The organism is Natronococcus roseus (assembly GCF_043677095.1).
Taxonomy (GTDB): domain Archaea; phylum Halobacteriota; class Halobacteria; order Halobacteriales; family Natrialbaceae; genus Natronococcus; species Natronococcus roseus.
Genome location: NZ_JBHLJR010000004.1, coordinates 221,342 through 240,073, shown reverse-complemented (window position 1 = coordinate 240,073; position 18,732 = coordinate 221,342). Strand labels below are relative to the sequence as shown.

The following is an 18,732-nucleotide window of genomic DNA, read 5'->3' as shown; positions in this document are numbered from 1 at the left end:
GACCTGTACTGAGTGTCCATCGCTCTTGAACGCAACTGCACCGAGGATGAACGCGCGTTACGTACGTCTGCACACGTACCTTTTTCTCGTCGGGTTCGCTCGCGAGGCTCGCTCACCCTCCTCCAAAAATCTACGCTAAAAAGCCGCTCGCTCCCGCTGGTCGCTCGCGGATGCTGCGCTTGTGGCGCTACCGCAGCGCTATCAGTTTCGCCTGTACGTAGCGGTGAGTCACTAGCACTCTCGAGCACCGGAGCACTTCTGCCAACCGCCGAGACGAGCACGGCAAACCCAAACCCTTGTTTCGTCGCGGTCACTCGAGACGAACGATGACCGACCTCGCCGACTCGCCGGCCGTGCGCCGGCTCGCCGACTGGGACCACGGGCGACTCGAGGGCCTCGCCGACGAGTACGACACGCCGCTGTACGTGATGGATCTCGACCGCGTCAAGGAAAACTACAGCCGCTTCGCCGCGGCGTTTCCCGACGCCGAGGTCATGTACGCCGCGAAGGCACACACCGGGAAGGCGGTCCTCGAGGCGGTCCTCGAGGTCGGCGCCGAAATCGAGTGTGCGGCCTGGGGCGAGCTCCAGCGCTCGATCGACGCCGGCGCGGACCCGAACACCCTGCAGTACACCGCCGTCAACCCGCCGGATCACGACCTGGACTACGCCACGGATCTCGCCGCCGAGGCGCCCGGCCTGACGATCACGATCGGTGCGACCGACACGCTCGATCGCCTCGCCGAGCGCGGCTACGACGGTCGGATCGCGATCCGCATCAACCCCGGGATCGGGACGGGTCACCACGAGAAGGTCGCCACCGGCGCCGACGCGAAGTTCGGCATCCCCTACGAGCAAGTTCCCGAGGTCGCCGACCGCATCCGCGAGGAGTTCGAGCTCGTCGGGCTCCACGCTCACGCCGGCAGCGGCGTCCTGACCGAGGGGCTCGAGGAACACTGCCAGGCCATCGAACGAGTTGGCGAGATGGCCCGCCGGGTCGGCGACGACGACCTCGAGTTCGTCGACGTCGGCGGCGGCTACGGGGTTCCCTACCGCGAGGACGAGGAGCCCCTGGACCTCGAGAAGACCTCGAATATGGTCCGCGACGCAGTGGGCGAACTCGAGGCGACGCTGAAACTCGAGCCCGGCCGCTACGTCGTCGCCGACGCGGGGCTGATCCTGAGCGAGGTGAACACGATCAAGGACGCTCCGGACACGACGGTCGTCGGCATCGACGCCAGCCTGGCGACGCTCATTCGGCCGGCGATGTTCGGCTCCTACCACCCGATGTACAACGTCAGCGAGCCCGACCGCGATCCCCACCCAGTCACGGTCGGCGGTCCGGTCTGTACCAGCGCGGACGTCTTCGCCCACGACCGCCCGGTCGCTCGGCCCGAACGCGGCGACGTCCTCGCGATCGGCAACGCCGGTTCCTACGGCTACGAGCTGGCCAGCCAGTTCCACTCCCAGCCCCGACCCGCGGAAGTAGGACTCGAGGACGGCGAGGCCCGCGTCGTCCGCCGTCGGGAGACCCTCGAGGACGTGACGCGGGTCGAGCAGTAGCCTAGAGTTCCATCGAAACCGGACTGTCAGGGCCGTGTAACGGGTGTGTGGTGGTTTTAGACCGCTCGAGCCCGTGGACTATCGTATGAGTACTGTGAGCGAACGACAGTCGACACGAACGGGGCGGTTGCCGCCCGTTCCGCGCCTCGCCGGGCTGGCGGCGGTGCTCGGCACCTGGATCTTCTGGTCGGGCGTGTTCGTGACGGGCTTCGGCTGGATCGTCACGAACAACGTCCTCGTCGGCGCCGTCGTGGCCGCGTTCGCCGCCTACGCCGCGGCCCGTCCGTCGGGCGGTCGGCTCCCGGCGCCGGCCGCCCCGCTTATCGTTCTCGTCGCGGGAGCGTGGACCGTCGCGGCGCCGTTCGTCTTCGGCGTCGAGGCGGGGATCCTGTTCTGGAGCAACGTCGTCGCCGGCGCGCTCGTCGTCGTGCTGGCGGCGGCCAGCCTCTACGGGAGCCGAAAGCTCGAGGCGGACGCCCCGACGTCCGCGTAGCGAACCCTCTCGAGGAGGGGGTTCCGGACTCGAACGCCATCGGATCTCGACGAAAGCGGGGGCTTATGACTCGCCGCCGGAAACGGACGGTATCGACGCGCCGTCGCCCGACGACGGCCGATACCCATGAGTTTCGACATCACCACCTTCCACGCCGAGGCCGTCCGAACCCCGTCCCACGAGGACGTCTCGGCGATGCGCGAACTGCTGCTCGAGACGCTGCGCGAGGCCGGCCACGAGCCCGAGGTCGACGCCCGCGGAAACCTGCTGGCGAGTCGCGGGAGCGACGACGGCCCCCACATCGTTCTGAACACCCACTTCGACACCGTCGCGCCTCACGTTCCCTACGAACGGGACGGCGACACGGTGCGCGGCCGCGGTGCCTGCGACGCGAAGGGGCCCCTCGCCGCCTTGCTCGCAGCCTTCCTCCGGACTGAGCCGAGCGCCGGACGGATCACGCTCGCCCTGACGCCCGACGAGGAGACGCTGATGACCGGCGCCGAGCACCTCGGGGAGACGCTGTCGGCCGACGGCTACGTCGTCGGCGAGCCGACCGAGCTCGACGTCTGCGTCGCCGCCCGCGGCCAGTGTGAGGGGACGATCACCCTCGAGGGAGAAGCCGGCCACGCGGCGAGCGTTCCGGCAGCGGCGAATCCGGTGTTCGGACTCGCCGGCGTCCTCGAGGCCCTGCGGAGCTACGACGAGGAAACGGGTCCGGACACGGATCCGGTGCTCGGAGAGCCGAAGCTGACGCCCTCGGCGCTCTCGGGGGGCGAGGCGCCGAACCGCGTTCCCGGCTCCTGTCGGCTGACGTTCGACCGTCGGAACGTCCCGCCCGAGACGAGCGACTCGTTTCGCGAGGAGCTGCAGGCGTACCTCGAGGCGCGCGTCCCCGACGCTCTCTCGGTGTCGGTCGAACTGATCCGGCCCGACACGCCGTTTCCGGACCCGTTCGTTACCGACGAGGACGAGCCGCTGGTGGGCGCGCTCGAGGCCGCGAGCGGGGGCGAGGTTCGTCCGTTCGGCGCCGCGACGGAAGCCTCGTTCTTCGCGGCCGACGCGCCGACCGTCGTCTTCGGACCGGGTGCGCTGGCGGACGACGACGGTCCCGTCGCCCACGCCGAACGCGAGTACGTCCGGCTCCCGGCGGTCGAGACCGCGGCCGACGCCGTCGCGGAGTCCCTCGAGTCGCTGCTCTCGTGATCGTCCCGCTCCGATCGGTCGGCCGGCGAACTGCGTACACGCTCGGTCGCAATAGCTTTACGAAATTACCGGTAACTTCGATCGGCGGCCGACCCGAATCCGAGCGATAACACTATTCGTGACTGACGTGAAAGGGCACACCAGCTAATGACCGCGGAGAAGGCAGCGGGTGGGACAGGCGGCGACGAGGGAGTTCGCGAGGCGCTATCGCTGCGCGAGCAGGCGATGGACGAAGCCCCGGTCGGGATCGTCATCACCGACCCCGATCGGCCGGACAATCCGATCACGTACGTAAACGAGGGGTTCGTTCGACTCACGGGCTACGCTCGGGAGGAGATCCTCGGCCGGAACTGTCGGTTCCTCCAGGGGGAGCGAACCGACCCGGAGCCGGTCGAGCGAATGCGAGCGTCGATCGAGGCGGGCGAATCGGTTACCGTCGAACTGCTGAACTACCGAAGGGACGGCGATCCGTTCTGGAACCGGGTGACGATCGCGCCGCTGTTCGACGGCGGCGAGGTGACGAACTTCGTCGGCATCCAGCAGGACGTGACGGAGCGCAAGCGACGGGAGCGCGAACTCGAGCGCGAGCGCGAGTTCGTCGAGCAGGGACTCGACGTCCTCGACGACGTCTTCTACGTGATCGGAACGGACCGACGGCTCCGTCGCTGGAACGAACGGCTTCCGGAGGTGACCGGCTACACCGACGACGAGATCGCCGAGATGGACGCCCTCGAGTTCGTTCCGGTCGACGAACAAGAACTGATATCGCAATCGATCGAAGACGTGCTGGCCGGCGAACCCGAAACCGTCGAATCGGCGCTGCTCACAGCTGACGGCGACCGAATCCCCTACGAATTCACCGGCTCGCGGCTGACCGATCCCGACGGGGAACTGATCGGGGTCGTCGGCATCGGACGGGAGGTCGCCGAGCGAACGCGCCACCGGACCGTCCTTGAGTCGCTTCACGAGATCGCGACGACGATCCAGACCGCGGAGTCGGTCGACGCCGTCTGCGAACGGACCGTCGACGCGGCGGCCGACGTCCTCGAGTTCGACCTCTGTTCGTTGCTGCTGTGCGAGGACGAGTGGCTGGTTCCGCGGGCGACTTCGGCCGACGCCCCGACGGGCGGGAGTCGGCCGATGCGGCTCGATCAGGGGCTCGCCGGCAAGACGTTTCAGTCCGGCGAGTCCTACCTCGTCGACGAAGTCACCCCCGACGGCGACGCCGACCCCGCGAAAGAGTGCTACCGATCGGGCTTCAGCGTCCCGGTCGGCGACTCCGGCGTGTTCCAGGCGGCCAGCACCGAGACATCGGCGTTCGACGCCCAGGACGTCGAGTTCGCGGAACTGCTCGTCAGCCACACCGCGAACGCGATCGAGCGACTCGAGCGCGAGGCCGCCCTCGAACGCCAGAACGATCGCCTCGAGGAGTTCGCTAGCATCGTCTCACACGACCTTCGGAACCCGCTGAACGTGGCGGCGGGCCGGCTCGAGCTCGCCCGCGAGGCGTGTGACGACGACAACCTCGAGGACGTCGCGCGGGCCCACGATCGAATGGAGGCGCTGATCGACGACCTCCTGGCGCTGGCCCGGGAGGGACGGTCCGTCCTCGAGACCGAACCCGTCGACGTCGCGGCGACCGTCGCCGACTGTTGGTGTCACGTCGAGACCGCCGAGGCGTCCCTCGAGGTCGAGACGGAGCGCTCGATCGAGGCGGACCCGAGTCGATTCCAGCGGCTCCTCGAGAACCTCGTTCGAAACGCGGTCGAACACGGCGGGCCCGACGTGGCCGTTACGGTCGGGGATCTGGAGGACGGGATCTACGTCGAGGACGACGGGCCCGGGATCCCAGCAGAGAAACGCGAGGCGGTCTTCGAGACGGGCTACTCGGAGTTTCGGGACGGAACCGGGTTCGGACTCGGGATCGTCGAGCGGATCTGCGAGGCACACGGCTGGAACGTGGCCGTAACCGACGGCGACGACGGCGGGGCGAGGTTCGAACTCACCGGGCTCGAGTTCGCCGACGGCGAGCGCGAGCGGTGACGCCCGTCGCGTCTCACCACTGTGTCGAGATGTACAGCAGGATGATCATACAGACGATCCCGATGAGAAAGAGCACGGCGGTAGCGATCTCGGGAAAGAGTGCCTCGAACATGGGTGTCCGTAGCGGCCGTCAGTTCAAATCAGTACTGGTCGAACCGTCGTGAGAAGAGCGAAACTCGGACCCTTCCGTCGTCGACGGATCGGAGCAAGCTGCGAGGGGCCGACGTACTCGAGATGACGCCGAGTGGGAGTCTGACCGGGGGGTTCGAACGCCTCCGCCGGGTGAGTCTACGTCCGGGATCAGTCGAGGTCGTCGACCAGCTCGCCCGCGACGCCCGTGTACGCGGCGGGGGTCAGCTCGCGCAGCTCCCGCCGTACGTCGTCGTCGACCTCGAGGTCGTCGAACAGTGCGTGGAAGTCCTCGAGGGAGACCTCCCGCCCGCGGGTGAGCTCCTTGACCCGCTCGTAGGCGCCCTCCTGGCCCTCCCGACGGAGGATCGTCTGGACGGCCTCGCCGATGATCTCGGGGGTCGACTCGAGGTCGTCGCGCATCACTCGCTCGTTGGGGACGACCTTCTCGAGGCCCGCGGCGGTCTTGTCGTAGCCGATCAGGCAGTGGGCGAGGGCGGCGCCCATGTTGCGTTTGACCGTCGAGTCCGAGAGGTCCCGCTGAAGTCTCGAGGTCGTGACGTAGTCGGCGAGGAAGGCCAGATCGGCGTTGGCCTTCGAGAGGTTCCCCTCGCTGTTCTCGAAGTCGATCGGGTTGACTTTGTGGGGCATCGTCGACGACCCCGTCTCGCCCGCGACGGCCTCCTGGCCGAGATAGCGGTCGGAGACGTAGAGCCACATGTCCAGGTCGAGATCGAGCAGGACGTCGTTGGCGCCGCGGAACGCGTCGAACAGCGCCGCCAGATCGTCACAGGGGTTGACCTGGGTCGTCAGCGGGACGAACTCGAGGTCGAGGTCCTCGACGAACGCTTCGGCGAACGCCGGCCAGTCGACGTCGGGGTAGGCGGCGACGTGGGCGGCGTAGGTACCCGAGGCTCCGCCGAGCTTCCCGCTCAGATCGTCGGCAGCCGCGCGGATCCGGCCCGTCGCCCGACCCAGTCGGGCCGCGTAGACGGCCAGCTCCTTGCCGAACGTCGTCGGCGTGGCGGGCTGGCCGTGGGTGCGAGCCAGCATCGGCAGGTCGCGGTGCTCGCGGGCCATCTCGGCGAGTTCGTCCTGCAGGTCGTACAGCGCCGGTAGCAGCACCTCGTCGACGGCCTCGGCGAGGAGCAGGCGGTGAGCGAGATTGTTCACGTCCTCGCTGGTCAGCCCGAAGTGGATCCAGGGCCCGGCGTCGCTGCCCTCGGGCAGGCGATGTCGAACGAAGTACTCGACGGCCTTGACGTCGTGGTTGGTCGCCTCGAACTCGCCGTAGCCGTCGGTCTCGAGGGTCTTGATCAGCCGGGCGTCCTCCTCGGCGAAGTGTTCGTACAGCCCGCGCAGGTGCTCGCGCTCCTCGAGGGAGAGCTCCAGGGGCGTCACTTCCAGGTCGGCCAGCGCGATCAGGTACTCGACCTCGACGCGGACGCGAGCCCGCATCAGCGCGGCCTCGCTGGCGTACGGCGAGAGCCGTTCGGTCCGACCCGCGTAGCGGCCGTCGATCGGCGAGACGGCGTACAGGGCGTGGGTGTCGGTCATCGTTCCGATCCTTTCCAGCGGGGTCCAAAAGCGTATCGAAACGGGGAGCCACGACCGTGCATACTTCGAGAATACGGAGGCAGAATACTGCCGTAGTGATGCTCGATTGTGTATACCTCGGCGCTCGAGACCGCAACGGCTTTCCCGATCGCGGGCGCGGATTCGACCATGACCCGAATCGCCGGACTGGCCGGCAACCGAGGCCGCAACCTGTTGAACGTCGCCGACCGTCGACCGGGCGGAGTCGACCTCGCCGTCGTGCTTTCCTACGATCCCGAGGCACCGGTTCTCGAGGCCGCAGCCGAACGCGGGATCGCCACCGAGGTCGTTCCACTCGAGGACGGGGTGGACCGCCGCGAGCACGAACGGGCGGTCAACGAGGCCCTCGCCGACTACGAGTTCGACCTGGTCTGTCTCGACGGCTACATGCGGATCCTCTCGGAGACGTTCCTCGAGGCACAGCCGACCACGCTGAACGTTCACCCCTCCCTACTGCCGGCGTTTCCCGGCGACGACGCCTGGGGCGACGCGCTCGAGGCCGACGTCTCCGTGACCGGCTGTACGGTCCACGTCGTCACCGACGCGACCGACGCGGACGGCGAGATCCTCGAGGCGGAGATCGACGCCGGTCCGATCGTCACCCAGGAGCCGGTTCCGGTCTACGAGGGCGACGACGGGGAGACGCTGAAGGAACGCGTCCTCCACGAGGGCGAGTTCCGGGCGTATCCGCGGGCGGTGAAGTGGTTCGCCGAGGGTGCGGTGGACGTGGATCTCGAAGCGGGCGAGGTGACGGTCGACGCCGACGTCCCGAGCCCGGACGGCACGAACCACGATGGACTTCCCGCGCGGCGACTCGCCTCGAGCGACCGTCTCAACACCCTCCGCTACGGCGAGAACCCCCACCAGGACGCCGCGGTGTACGCCGACTACACCTGCGACGAGGCAAGCGTCGTCCACGCCGACCAGTTGAACGAGGGCGCGAAGGCGCTGAGCTACAACAACTACAACGACGCCGACGGCGCCCTGAACCTCACCAAGGAGTTCGACGAGCCCGCCGCGGCGGTGATCAAACACACAAACCCTGCAGGCTGTGCGACGGCCGACACGCTCGCCGAGGCATACGAGCGGGCGCTCTCGACGGACCCGATGAGCGCCTTCGGCGGCATCGTCGCCCTCAACCGGGAGTGTGACGCCGCGACCGCCGAGCTGGTGATCGACTCGTTCAAGGAGGTCGTCGTCGCGCCCGGCTACAGCGAGGACGCCCTCGAGATCCTCTGCGAGAAGGAGAACCTTCGGGTGCTCGAGGTTGGGGAACTAGGCGAGCGAACGGATCGGTTCACCGAGAAACCCCTCGTCGGGGGGCGACTCGTCCAGGAGCGGGACCTGCAGTCGATTACCGTCGCGGACCTCGAGGTCGTCACCGAGCGCGAGCCGAGTGCAGAAGAGCTCGAGTCGATGGTGTTCGCCTGGCAGACGCTGAAACACGTCAAATCGAACGGAATCCTCCTCGCGCAGGGAACCGAGACCGTCGGCGTCGGGATGGGACAGGTCTCCCGGGTCGACGCGGTCCGGCTGGCGGCGATGAAGGCCGACGAACACGCCGAGGGGAAAGACGCCGAGGGCGGCGTGATGGCCTCGGACGCCTTCTTCCCGTTCCCCGACGGGATCGAGGAGGCAGCCGAGGCGGGGATCGAGGCCGTCGTCCAGCCCGGCGGCTCGGTCAACGACGACGACGTGATCGCCGCCGCGGACGAACACGGGATCGCGATGGCGTTTACGGGCCAGCGGTCGTTCAGACACGATTAGCAGCCGCGAGCGAGCGGCTTTTTGGTCCGGATTTTTGCGCGAGGGTGGGAAAAACGAACCCGAGCGGAAAAAGGTGGATCCGCGATGGCGCTTACGGGCCAGCGATCGTTCAGACACGACTAACCAGGTAGGGGACCAGCGGTTCGTTGAGGCCGCGGTTCCGGAGTAGGTATTACCGTGTAAATTCCTCGAGGATATCCGATTCGCGCGCCTCGAGGACTACAACGACGATAGCGGTCGCTCTCGAGTAGTAGAGAGACGGGGTAGGCCAGCCAGCGGAGACCGCGCGTGGAAACCACGCGGGCCGAAAGGTAGCCGGCTGGCCGTGCCGTCCACCCAACTCTCTTCGCTGTCGCTACAAAACACCTCCGGAACGGGAACGAGACCACCGTCGACACCAACCCCCAGCGCCCACAGTTACCGAAACCGATCCCGTAGCCGACGCCACAGCGCCTCCGGAACGTCCCGTTTTCGCTTGGCCATGATGACGGCGCTCTCGGCCTCCCGACCGATCGCCTCGGGGACGTCCCCGACCAGCGCCCGCCGGAGAAAGGCGCCCTCGGCCGCGCCGACGACGGTCACGTCGTGGTCGCTCGAGCGCTCGACGATCGTCTCGACGACCGCCCCCTCGAGGACGGTCTGTTCGACGGACTCGACGGCCCCCAGCGCGGGCGCCGTGCGGTTGAGCAGGTCCCGGGCCTCGGCGACGGTCTCCTCCTCGCGGTCGGGGACGACGGTGACGAGTTCGATCCGGGCGTCGTGGGCGCGGGCCAGCGCGCCCGCGGTCTCGGCAGCGAACTCGGTGTTGGGGCCGCCGGCGACGGGGACGAGCACCGACGAGACGGCGCGTCGGTCCCGGTCGATGCGCTTGACGAGGACGTCACACGGCGCGTCGGCGAGGACGTCGTCGATGTAACTCCCGAGGACGACGTCGCGGCGACGGGGTCGGCCGCGCCATCCCAGCAGGATCGCGTCGACGGACTCGTCGGTCGCGACGCCGCGGATCCCGTCGGCGACGCTTCGGCCGAACCGGACTCGGCCCGCCGCGGCGACGCCGTACCCCGTCGCTCGCTCGACCGCGTCGGCGACCAGCGCCTCCTGGTCGTCGACGTCGAACTGGCGGCGGGCCTCGCCGAGGGGAACCTGCATCGGGACGGTGACGATCGAAAGTACGAGGATCTCGAGGTCGCGATCGGTCGCGAGGTCGATCGCGGTATCGAGCAACTGGTCCGCAGTTTCGGGGTTCGCGACTGGGACGAGGAGACGATCGCCAGACATGCGTCGGGTAGCCGTACTGTCTCCGTGCAGCGATAAGTAGGCTTTCCCGGCACGGCGAGGGGCGACTCGGGGGGCAGTCGAGGGCGACGGCCGTCACTCCCGATCCTGCGCGACGAACGCCTCGTAGAACGCCGCCGAGAGGTGACGGTCCTCCCACGCCCGGCGCTCGTCGTCGTCGATCGACGCCCCCCAGATCGCGAGCAGGGTGACGAACGCGCCGACTCCGGGAACGACCGCGATCGCGAACGTCACCAGCGGCTCGAGCACGAACACGCCGACGAACCGCGAGACGACCGCTCCGGTATCGACGCCGAACAGCGTCCAGCGAGCGACGAACGGCGCGAACGCGACGATCGCGAGCGGGTAGACGACGGCGTTTAGCAGCGGTCCGCCGGAGCCGCGGACGAACGCGAGTCCGAAGTACGTCCAGACGAGGATCGAGCCGGCCATCCCGCCGACGCGCTGTGCGGAGACGTTCGTCTCGCTGGCGAGCACCGAGAGGTCGCCGTAGCCGATGGCGACCGCGCCGAAGTATCCGATCCAGAAGACGGCGACCGCGACGATAACCGTCGCCGCGTGCTCGAGCGGGCGCTGGTCGGCGAAGCCGTCGAGTGCGGGTGGACGGTCCATTACTCGAGCGAGGCGTCGCCTCGGGGTTCAGCGTTGCGGATCCGGTTCAAAACGGCGCGTCGAAACTGCCGGGAGACCGAGCGGGGCTCAGTCGTCGGCGGGGACGGCTCGCTGGCTTCGGTCGCCGGCCATCGCGAGGACGTCGTCGAAGAAGTCGAGGGTGTCCTCGGGGCCGGGGTTGGCTTCGGGGTGGTACTGGCGGGTGAGAACGTCGTACTCGACGCCGTCCAGTCCTTCGGGAGTATCGTCGTTGACGTTGATCTGGGAGACCTCGAGGGCGTCGCCGGGCTCGTCGACGGTGTAGCCGTGGTTCTGGGTCGTCATGACGACGCGACCGGAGTCGAGATCGAGGACGGGCTGGTTGACGCCGCGGTGGCCGAAGGTCATCTTCTCGGTGGTGCCGCCCAGCGCACGGGCGACGATCTGCTGGCCGAGACAGATGCCGGCGACGGGGGTGTCCTCGACGAACGCCTCGACGAGCGAAACCGCCTGCTCGTAGTTTGCGGGGTCGCCGGGACCGTTCGAGATGAACAGCACGTCGGGATCGACCGATTCGACCTCTTCGACGCTCGCGTCGTAGGGCAGAACGTGGACCTCGGCGTCGCGTTCGACGAGCGAACTGGTGATCGACCCCTTCGCACCGCAGTCGATCAGCGCGACGGTCTCGCCGTCGTTGCCGGCACCGTGAACTTCGGCCTCGTCGACGCTGACCTGGGCGCCGATCTCGGTGTGGTCGCTCATCTCCTTGCAGGCCTCGAGTTCGGCCAGGGCGTCCTCCTCGGTGACGTCCTCGCCGACGGCGATGCCACACTTCATCGCGCCTTCGTCGCGGATGTCGGTGACGACTTCGCGGGTGTCGAGGTGGTCCATCGCGGGAACGCCCTCGCTCTCGAGCCAGTCGGCGACGTCATCGGTGAGCTCCCGGGAGAGTACGGCCCGGGGGTGGACGCGGTCGTCCTCGAAGCGTTCCTCGCGGACGCCGTAGTTCCCGATCAGCGGGTACGAGAAGGTCAGGATCTGTTCCTCGTAGGACGGATCGGTCAGACTCTCCTCGTAGCCGGTGTAGGCCGTCGTGAATACCAGTTCGCCACGAGCCGTCCCTGGAGCACGGCCACGTCCCTCGATCACGTGACCACCTTCCAGTGCAACGTAGGCAGCTGTCATTACGAACTACGTATTTGATGCCGGGGCATAAGTGTTGCCTTCGAAGCTGAGTTACGAAATTCGTAATGGGTAAGTGCGGGTCGGTCGTAGCCCCGCATCTCCATGGACGAGCTGGATCGACGGATCCTCGATACGCTTCGGCGAGACGCCCGCACGCCGTACACGGAGATCGCCGACGAGGTGGGGACGAGCGAGGGAACGGTTCGGAACCGGGTCGAACGCATGATGGACGACGGGGTGATCGAGCGCTTTACCATCTCGACGCACACGGGCAACGTCAAGGCGATGATCGAGGTCAGCGTCGCCGTCGACGTCGACACGAAAGCCGTCTCCGAACGGATGGCCGAGTGGGAGGAGGTCGACTTCGTCTGGATGGTCTCGGGCGAACAGGACATCGTGCTGGTCGTCGACGCGACCGACACCCGCGGCGTCAACGATCTCATCACCCAGGCTCGCGACCAGGACGAGGTCGTGAGCACACAGACACGGCTGATTCTGGACGAGCAGCTTGGCTGAGGGGAGCCGAAAGCCGGGCTACGAGTCGGTCGCGTCCGGCGGCTCTCCGAGCCCCGGCGACGGCTCCGCGAGCAGCCCATCAGGATGTTTCCGGCTGTGGATCTCTCGGTAGAGCCGACGCAGCCCGCGATCGAATCGTCCGGTCGCGACTCGAGGTTCGACCCGGCCGTCCCGAATCGCCTCGACGACCGCCTCGGGCGTGAGTTCGGGGGCGTCGATCCGCGTGTACGCCCGCCCCGCCTCGAAGGGGTAGTGGGCGTCGCTGCCCCCGACCAGCGGCAGGTCGTGGCGCTCGGCCAGTCGCTGGACCAGTCGCTCGGTTCGGGGGTGTTTGCCGTTGATCTCGAGGGCGTCGAACGGCAGCGCCTCGAGCTCCCGGATCGTGCTATCCCGATAGGGATGGGCGACGATCGCCGCACAGCCCCGATCGTGGGCCAGCTCGACGACCTCCGCGGGCGTGTACTCGCCCGGGACGGTCTCGGTCGGCGGCTCGGGCCCGATCACGAGAACGTGGCCGCGCGTGGTCGAGATCTCGATCCCGGGAATCGTCGCCACCCGCGACGAGGAAAACGGCGTGTAGTAGTCGTGATTCGTCGTCGCGACGCCGTCGAGTCCGCGCGCGTCGAGCGCGCGTGCGAGCAGCCGAAACCCGTACGGGTCGAACCGGTCGCCCAGCGCCCGATGACCGTGAAAGAATCGCGTGTGTGCGTGCAGGTCGACGGCGAACATATCTAGTCGAACGTGAACTGGCCGTTTTGTTCTTCTGACTCGTACCGCCGGTATGGAGCGAGACGTCGATCGAGTCGGGCAGCCGAGCGGAGACGTCGAACGGGAGAACGGAACCGACGCCGACCACGTCGTCATCTGCAACCCGGTAAGCGGTACGGAGGATCACCTCGAGCGGGTGCGGACGCTCGCACGCGAGCGCGGGTTCTCGGTTCGGATCACCGAGGGCGAGGGCGACGGCGTTCGGTTCGCCCGGGAGGCCGGGGCCGCCGGTGCCGACCTCGTCGTCGCCTCGGGCGGCGACGGGACGATCAACGAGGTCGTCAACGGTCTCGCCGAGGCCGAGTCCCTCGAGCGAACGACCCTCGCGGTCGTCCCGACCGGCACGGGAAACAACTTCGGGTCGAACCTCGGAGTCGACACTATCGAGGAGGCCTTCGAGGCGATCGACACGGGCCGACGTCGCCGGATCGACCTGGGTACCGCGAACGGCCGGGCGTTCGTCAACTCCTGTGTCGGCGGGCTCACCGCCGAGGCGAGCGGTGCGACGACGCCCGACGAGAAGCGACGCCTCGGGGTTCTCGCGTACGTCGGACGCACCCTCGAGACGATCTCCTCGTTCGACTCCCTCCCGATTCGGGCGACCCTCGAGGGCGGAGCCGACGACGGCGACGCGAGCACGCGGAGGACGTGGACGGGCGAGGCGATGCTCGTGCTCGTCGGGAACTGCCGGCGATTCGGCGGTCCCAGACGCGCCCAGGCGAACGTGGAGGACGGCCTGTTCGAGGTGACGATCGTCGAGGACGCCCCGACGACCGACCTGGTCGGCGAGGCCGCGCTCGCGGGGCTGTTCGAACGCGGCGAGCGACACATCGTTCGCCACCGCGTCCCCTCGCTCGCCCTCGAGAGCCTGCGGTCGGAGCCGATCGAGTACAGCCTCGACGGCGAGATGCTCGACGCGGAGACCCTCGAACTCGAGACGGCGGCGAACGCGCTCGAGGTCGTCGTCGGGGATCGCTACCGGCCGGATCCGGACGCGGCCGGCAGTCGGTCCGGCTGAGGGCTGGAGTCGGGAGTAGCGAGACGATACTGGTTTCAAGACCCTTTGCAATTGTGTGGGTATGAGTACGCCACAGGACGAGGAACCCCACAAAAATGCACGGCAGGACGTCATTGCCGTCGACGAAACCGACACCGAACTCGAGCTCGTCAACCGACTCGAGGCCCACACCGGCGACGGAATCCGTCACCGGGCGTTCACCTCGCTCGTCTTCGACGAGGACGACAACGTCCTCCTCGCCCAGCGTGCACCCGGGAAGCGTCTCTGGGGAACGTACTGGGACGGGACCGTCGCCTCCCACCCCGTGCAGGGACAGAGCCAGGAGGAGGCGACCCGCCAGCGACTCGAGGAGGAACTCGGCATCGCGCCCGAGCAGTACGACGACCTGCGGGTGACCGACCGCTTCGAGTACAAGCGCTACTTCGAGAACGCGGGCGTCGAACACGAGGTCTGTGCCGTTCTGAAGCTGACGCTATCCGATCGAACGCTCGAGCCCGACGAGGAGGAGGTTGGCGGCTTCATGTGGGTTCCCTACGAGCGACTTCACGAAAACCCCGAGTGGTACCGCCAGCTTCGACTCTGTCCGTGGTTCGAGATCGCGATGCGACGGGACGTTCGCTCCGAGTAAGGACGGTTTCGTTCATCGAAACGGCTTACCGACGGACAAAACGGGTTCCGGCGACTGAACTCGGACTAGGAACGGGATAGTCGCCGAAAACGATCGGACGGACGTTCCACCGACGCTTCGAAAAACGAAAGTCGGCCGATCAGCGACAGTTCGTGCCGAAGTTCTGGGTCACGTACAGTCGGCCGTCCGAGGCGACTGCGGCACCGATCCCCTCGGCGGTCCAGGACTGGGAGAGGATGTTCTGGCGGTGGCCGTCGCTTCCCATCCACTGGTCGACGCTCTGGCGGGCGGCCGCGGTCGGCGACTCGTCGGCCGCGTAGTTGAACAGGACGTTCTCGGCCCAGCCCCGGCAGTCGATCCCGAACCGCTCGTAGCGGTCGCTCATCGTCTCTCCCTCCGGAGACGTGTGCGAGAGATAGTTCCGGTCGGCCATATCCTGGCTGTGGGACGACGCGACCGCCGCGAGGTCGTCGCGGTAAGCGAGGGCGTCCAGTCCGCGATCCGTTCGGATCTCGTTGACGCGGTCGTGGATCGCCGACTCGACGGCTGTCTCGAAGTCGACGTCCTGCGCTGCCACCTGGTTCGTTCCGGCGGCGAGCGCGGAGCCGCCGAGGACGGTCACTGCTGCGTTACGCACGAACGATCGCCGCGAGTTGCGTGCCATCGTTTCTGCCTGTTTCCTACTGAACCTTTACTATAGTCAGGCTAACCTCAACTAGCCAATTCGACTGTTCGATTCTGTCACTGTATCGAAGAAAACGGGACGGGAGCGAGGGTGTCGACGACAAGGTGGTCCGGCTCGAGCGAACGGGCGGACTGGCGAGAGGAAACGCTGCGGTCGAAGAACGTGTGGGTGCTCGAGGCTCGAACGATCAGGGCCGGGTCGTCGCCCACACCGCCGTCACCGCCAACAGGACGGCGGGGACGAGCGGCAGGACGATCAGGGCGAACAGGTAGTCGGTCGCCGGGGGCCACAGCAGGATGATCCCCGGCGCGACGATGAACGCGAAGACGATGACGGCCACGAGCGTCCAGCCGCGCCAGTCGAACTCGCGGTCGGCCGCCTCCGGATGAACGGGTTCGTCGACCCAGTCTGCGGTCTCGTCACCGTCGTCGGTCGTCTCGCGGGGTTGGCCCTCCTCGTCGAACGTCGAGGGATCGTGGACGTAGCCGCCGTCGTCGCTCGAGGTCACGTCCGGAGGTTGCGAGGCGACGGTCAAAGCAGTCACGGTTCCGCCGTCCGAGCGACGGGTGTTCGAGCGTCTACAGCTCGCTGTCGGGGCGAACGACGACCTTGCCGAAGCCCTCGCGGGACTCGATGATCTCGTGGGCGCGGGCGGTCTCGCTCATCGGGAGTACCTCGCGGATCGCGGGCTCGAAGGTGCCGTCCCAGACCAGTTCCATCACGTCGTCGACCTGCCCGGGGGTTCCCATCGTCGACCCGATGATCTGGAGCTGGTTCCAGAAGATCCGCGGGATGTCCGTCTCGGGATTTCCGCCCGCCGTGCCGCCGCAGGTGACCAGTCGACCGTTCTTCGCGAGGCTCTTGATCGAATCCCGCCAGGTTCCCGCGCCGATGTAGTCGACGACGACGTCGACGCCCCGGTTACCGGTCTCGCTGCGAACCCACTCCGCGAAGTTCTGCTGCTCGTAGTTGACGACGTGGTCCGCGCCGAGCTCGCGCGCGTGCTCGAGCTTCTCGTCCGTGCTGCCGGTGGCGTACACCTCCGCGCCCGCGTAGTCGGCGATCTGGACCGCGGCATGGCCGACGCCGCCGCTTGCCCCCAATACGAGCACCTTCTCGCCGGCCTCGATGTCGGCGCGGTCGATCAGCAGCCGCCAGGCGGTCTGAAAGACGAGCGAGGTCGACCCCGCAGTGACCCAGTCGACGCCCTCGGGGACGGGGATGAGGTTGTCCTCGGGAACGGCGGCGTACTCGGAGTGAACCCCGGTGACGTGTTCGCCGATGAGGTGAAAGTTGACACACAGCGTCGGATCGCCGCTGCGACAGAACTCGCAGTCCCCGCAGTGGACCCCCGCGGTGACCGCGACGCGGTCCCCCGGTGCGAACCGGGTGACGTCCTCGCCGACGTCCTCGACGACGCCCGCCGCGTCGCTGCCCGGCACGTGGGGCATCTCGAGGTCGAGCGTCGGTAGCCCGCGGCGGACCCAGACGTCGAGGTGGTTCAGCGCGCCCGCCTTCACGTCGACCAGTACTTCGTCTCGGCCGACCTCCGGGTCGGGGTAGTCGCCGTACTCGATGACGTCCGTCTCGCCGTGTTCGGTGACTTTGACCGCTTGCATACACGTTTCCCGACGGAAACGACCGGCATAACGGTTGGGCCAGCGGAAGCGACGCGTCCGTTTGCGAGCGTTTTACCCGTTACCGCTCGAACGGGACGTATGACCGAATCGGAGAGCGAGAGCGGGCCGATCGGGAGTCAGCTCGGCGTCGGCCTCGTCACCGTCGCGACGAACCGTCCCGTCGACACCGGCGCCAGCGGCGGCGAGATCGCCACCTACCTCGAGGAGAACGGCTGTGACGTCGCTATGCGGGAACACGTCGGGAAAGACTACGACAAGGTCCAGTCGGTCGTCTCCCGGCTCATCGACCGCGACGACGTCGACCTCGTCGTCACGAGCGGCGGGACCAGCGTCGAACCCGACGACGTCACGCTCGAGGCCGTCGGGCCGCTGATCGAGAAGGAGCTGACCGCGTTCAGCGAGCTCTTCACGACGCTTTCCTACCGGAAGTTCGGGGCGAAGGTCGTCGCGGCCCGGACCTCGGCGGGCGTCGCCAAGGAGGTTCCGGTGTTCTGTCTCCCCGCGAGCCGGGACGCGGTTCGACTCGGACTCGAAGAGATCGTTCTGCCGGAGGCGCGCCACCTCGTAACGCTCGCCCGCGAGGACGCGTCCGAAACGTCGCCCGAACTCGGAACCGACACCGCCGAGCGCGAGGGAACCGATGCCGACGAATGAGGGAAAAGAACGGATCCGCGAGCGGGTCTGGGACGACCTAGAGGAAAGCGGCGTCGCCCGATTCCCGTTCCCGCCCCACGGCCGGATTCCCAACTTCGCGGGCGCCGACGACGCCGCCGACCGCCTCGCCGACCAGCCCGAGTGGGCGGCCGCGACGGCGATCAAGGCCAACCCCGACGCGCCCCAGCTTCCGGTCCGTCGCCGCGCGCTCCGGGACGGAAAGACCGTTTACATGGCCGTTCCGCGCCTGCGCGACGAGCGGTGTTTCCTGAAGCTCGACCCCGACGCCCTCGAGGACTACGACGCGGCGACGACGGTCTCGGGCTCGTCCGAACACGGCGAGCAGGTCGGGCCGGAGGCCGTCGAAGAGATCGATCTGATCGTCTCCGGGAGCGTCGCCGTCACTGCAGACGGGGATCGAACCGGGAAGGGAGAGGGATACAGCGACCTCGAGTACGCCGTTCTCCGGGAGTTCGGTCTCGTCGGCGAGTCGACGACCGTCGCGACGACGGTCCACGAGCGACAGCTGGTCGACGACGAGGTCGACACCGGCGACCACGACGTCTCGATGGATCTGCTCGTGACGCCCGAAGAAGTACGTCGGCCCAATGGCGACGGGCAGCCAGACGGTATCAACTGGGAACTGCTCTCCGAAGAGCGTCTCGAGGAGATTCCGGTACTGAAACGGCTCCGTGAGCGGTAGCTCGGGAGCGTGCTGAAAGCCATACTGGGACACGACCCCGTGTCCCGAGACAGCGATGGTGACGCGGGCCGGTGCAGGGAACCCGCCTCACCCATCAAGCGGATAACGGTATGGCAATGTGGGGGAAGGGTGCTGTGGTGGGGTTGCTGGAAGTCACGGGTTGGCAGATCGGTGCCACTTGGTGGGGTCTGCCCGTCGACCTCCATCGACTCCTATGAGTGGGTACCACTTGAACTGGGGAGTCGGTATAGCTGT

The 18,732-nt window shown here is 67.6% G+C and carries 19 protein-coding genes; 10 read left to right on the top strand and 9 right to left on the bottom strand.

What is annotated here, in order from left to right; all coding sequences use genetic code 11:
- The first annotated feature begins 326 nt into the window (after window positions 1–326).
- From lysA to ACFEMD_RS12265, 4 genes are all read left to right on the top strand, one after another.
- Window positions 327–1,562, top strand: a complete 1,236-nt coding sequence (gene lysA, locus ACFEMD_RS12280) for a diaminopimelate decarboxylase (RefSeq protein ID WP_394741282.1) — start codon at window positions 327–329, stop codon at window positions 1,560–1,562.
- Window positions 1,563–1,647: 85 nt separating this feature from the next.
- Window positions 1,648–2,055 carry an SPW repeat domain-containing protein gene (locus ACFEMD_RS12275; protein WP_394741281.1) on the top strand — a complete coding sequence of 136 codons (408 nt, stop codon included), beginning with the start codon at window positions 1,648–1,650 and terminating at the stop codon, window positions 2,053–2,055.
- 126 nt (window positions 2,056–2,181) lie between these two features.
- On the top strand, window positions 2,182–3,258 hold the full coding sequence (locus tag ACFEMD_RS12270; protein ID WP_394741280.1) for a M20/M25/M40 family metallo-hydrolase: 1,077 nt from the start codon (window positions 2,182–2,184) through the stop codon (window positions 3,256–3,258).
- A gap of 147 nt (window positions 3,259–3,405) precedes the next feature.
- Window positions 3,406–5,301, top strand: a complete 1,896-nt coding sequence (locus ACFEMD_RS12265) for a sensor histidine kinase (RefSeq protein ID WP_394741279.1) — start codon at window positions 3,406–3,408, stop codon at window positions 5,299–5,301.
- Between the two features lie 300 nt (window positions 5,302–5,601).
- Here the strand turns inward: ACFEMD_RS12265 and purB are convergent, their stop codons facing one another.
- On the bottom strand, window positions 5,602–6,987 hold the full coding sequence (purB, locus tag ACFEMD_RS12260) for an adenylosuccinate lyase (protein WP_394741278.1): 1,386 nt from the start codon (window positions 6,985–6,987) through the stop codon (window positions 5,602–5,604).
- Between the two features lie 168 nt (window positions 6,988–7,155).
- Between purB and purH the strand changes: the two genes are divergently transcribed.
- On the top strand, window positions 7,156–8,793 hold the full coding sequence (purH, locus tag ACFEMD_RS12255; protein WP_394741277.1) for a bifunctional phosphoribosylaminoimidazolecarboxamide formyltransferase/IMP cyclohydrolase: 1,638 nt from the start codon (window positions 7,156–7,158) through the stop codon (window positions 8,791–8,793).
- A 417-nt stretch (window positions 8,794–9,210) separates the two neighbouring features.
- Here the strand turns inward: purH and ACFEMD_RS12250 are convergent, their stop codons facing one another.
- The 3 genes from ACFEMD_RS12250 to carA form a co-directional block, all read right to left on the bottom strand.
- Window positions 9,211–10,071: a universal stress protein gene (locus ACFEMD_RS12250; protein WP_394741276.1), complete on the bottom strand. Its 861-nt coding sequence runs from the start codon at window positions 10,069–10,071 to the stop codon at window positions 9,211–9,213.
- Between the two features lie 93 nt (window positions 10,072–10,164).
- On the bottom strand, window positions 10,165–10,701 hold the full coding sequence (locus tag ACFEMD_RS12245; protein WP_394741275.1) for a hypothetical protein: 537 nt from the start codon (window positions 10,699–10,701) through the stop codon (window positions 10,165–10,167).
- A gap of 87 nt (window positions 10,702–10,788) precedes the next feature.
- The gene (gene carA, locus ACFEMD_RS12240; protein ID WP_394741274.1) at window positions 10,789–11,865 is read right to left on the bottom strand and encodes a glutamine-hydrolyzing carbamoyl-phosphate synthase small subunit; all 1,077 of its coding nucleotides are present in this window, start codon (window positions 11,863–11,865) and stop codon (window positions 10,789–10,791) included.
- Between the two features lie 102 nt (window positions 11,866–11,967).
- Between carA and ACFEMD_RS12235 the strand changes: the two genes are divergently transcribed.
- The gene (locus ACFEMD_RS12235) at window positions 11,968–12,381 is read left to right on the top strand and encodes an Lrp/AsnC family transcriptional regulator (RefSeq protein WP_394741273.1); all 414 of its coding nucleotides are present in this window, start codon (window positions 11,968–11,970) and stop codon (window positions 12,379–12,381) included.
- 18 nt (window positions 12,382–12,399) lie between these two features.
- On the opposite strand, the gene ACFEMD_RS12230 is transcribed toward ACFEMD_RS12235, so the two are convergent.
- On the bottom strand, window positions 12,400–13,110 hold the full coding sequence (locus ACFEMD_RS12230) for a CehA/McbA family metallohydrolase (protein ID WP_394741272.1): 711 nt from the start codon (window positions 13,108–13,110) through the stop codon (window positions 12,400–12,402).
- Between the two features lie 52 nt (window positions 13,111–13,162).
- On the opposite strand from ACFEMD_RS12230, the gene ACFEMD_RS12225 reads away from it, so the two are divergent.
- A complete protein-coding gene (locus ACFEMD_RS12225) occupies window positions 13,163–14,167 on the top strand; it encodes a diacylglycerol/lipid kinase family protein (RefSeq protein ID WP_394741271.1) in 1,005 nt (334 codons plus the stop codon).
- Between the two features lie 61 nt (window positions 14,168–14,228).
- Window positions 14,229–14,795, top strand: a complete 567-nt coding sequence (locus ACFEMD_RS12220) for an NUDIX hydrolase (protein ID WP_394741270.1) — start codon at window positions 14,229–14,231, stop codon at window positions 14,793–14,795.
- A gap of 139 nt (window positions 14,796–14,934) precedes the next feature.
- Here the strand turns inward: ACFEMD_RS12220 and ACFEMD_RS12215 are convergent, their stop codons facing one another.
- The 4 genes from ACFEMD_RS12215 to ACFEMD_RS12200 form a co-directional block, all read right to left on the bottom strand.
- Window positions 14,935–15,432, bottom strand: a complete 498-nt coding sequence (locus ACFEMD_RS12215; protein WP_241431288.1) for a CAP domain-containing protein — start codon at window positions 15,430–15,432, stop codon at window positions 14,935–14,937.
- A 104-nt stretch (window positions 15,433–15,536) separates the two neighbouring features.
- A complete protein-coding gene (locus ACFEMD_RS12210) occupies window positions 15,537–15,689 on the bottom strand; it encodes a hypothetical protein (RefSeq protein WP_394741269.1) in 153 nt (50 codons plus the stop codon).
- Window positions 15,668–15,988, bottom strand: coding sequence for a hypothetical protein (locus ACFEMD_RS12205; RefSeq protein ID WP_005554025.1), 321 nt, complete (start codon window positions 15,986–15,988; stop codon window positions 15,668–15,670). The genes ACFEMD_RS12210 and ACFEMD_RS12205 overlap by 22 nt, the downstream gene beginning before the upstream one ends.
- A 70-nt stretch (window positions 15,989–16,058) precedes the next feature.
- Window positions 16,059–17,099 (bottom strand): zinc-binding dehydrogenase, encoded by a 1,041-nt coding sequence (locus ACFEMD_RS12200; RefSeq protein ID WP_394741268.1) that lies wholly within the window; start codon window positions 17,097–17,099, stop codon window positions 16,059–16,061.
- A 99-nt stretch (window positions 17,100–17,198) separates the two neighbouring features.
- Between ACFEMD_RS12200 and ACFEMD_RS12195 the strand changes: the two genes are divergently transcribed.
- Both ACFEMD_RS12195 and ACFEMD_RS12190 read left to right on the top strand, forming a co-directional pair.
- A complete protein-coding gene (locus ACFEMD_RS12195) occupies window positions 17,199–17,774 on the top strand; it encodes a MogA/MoaB family molybdenum cofactor biosynthesis protein (RefSeq protein ID WP_394741267.1) in 576 nt (191 codons plus the stop codon).
- A complete protein-coding gene (locus ACFEMD_RS12190) occupies window positions 17,761–18,477 on the top strand; it encodes a 5-formyltetrahydrofolate cyclo-ligase (protein ID WP_394741266.1) in 717 nt (238 codons plus the stop codon). Before ACFEMD_RS12195 ends, ACFEMD_RS12190 begins: the two co-directional genes overlap by 14 nt.
- Window positions 18,478–18,732 lie beyond the last annotated feature (255 nt).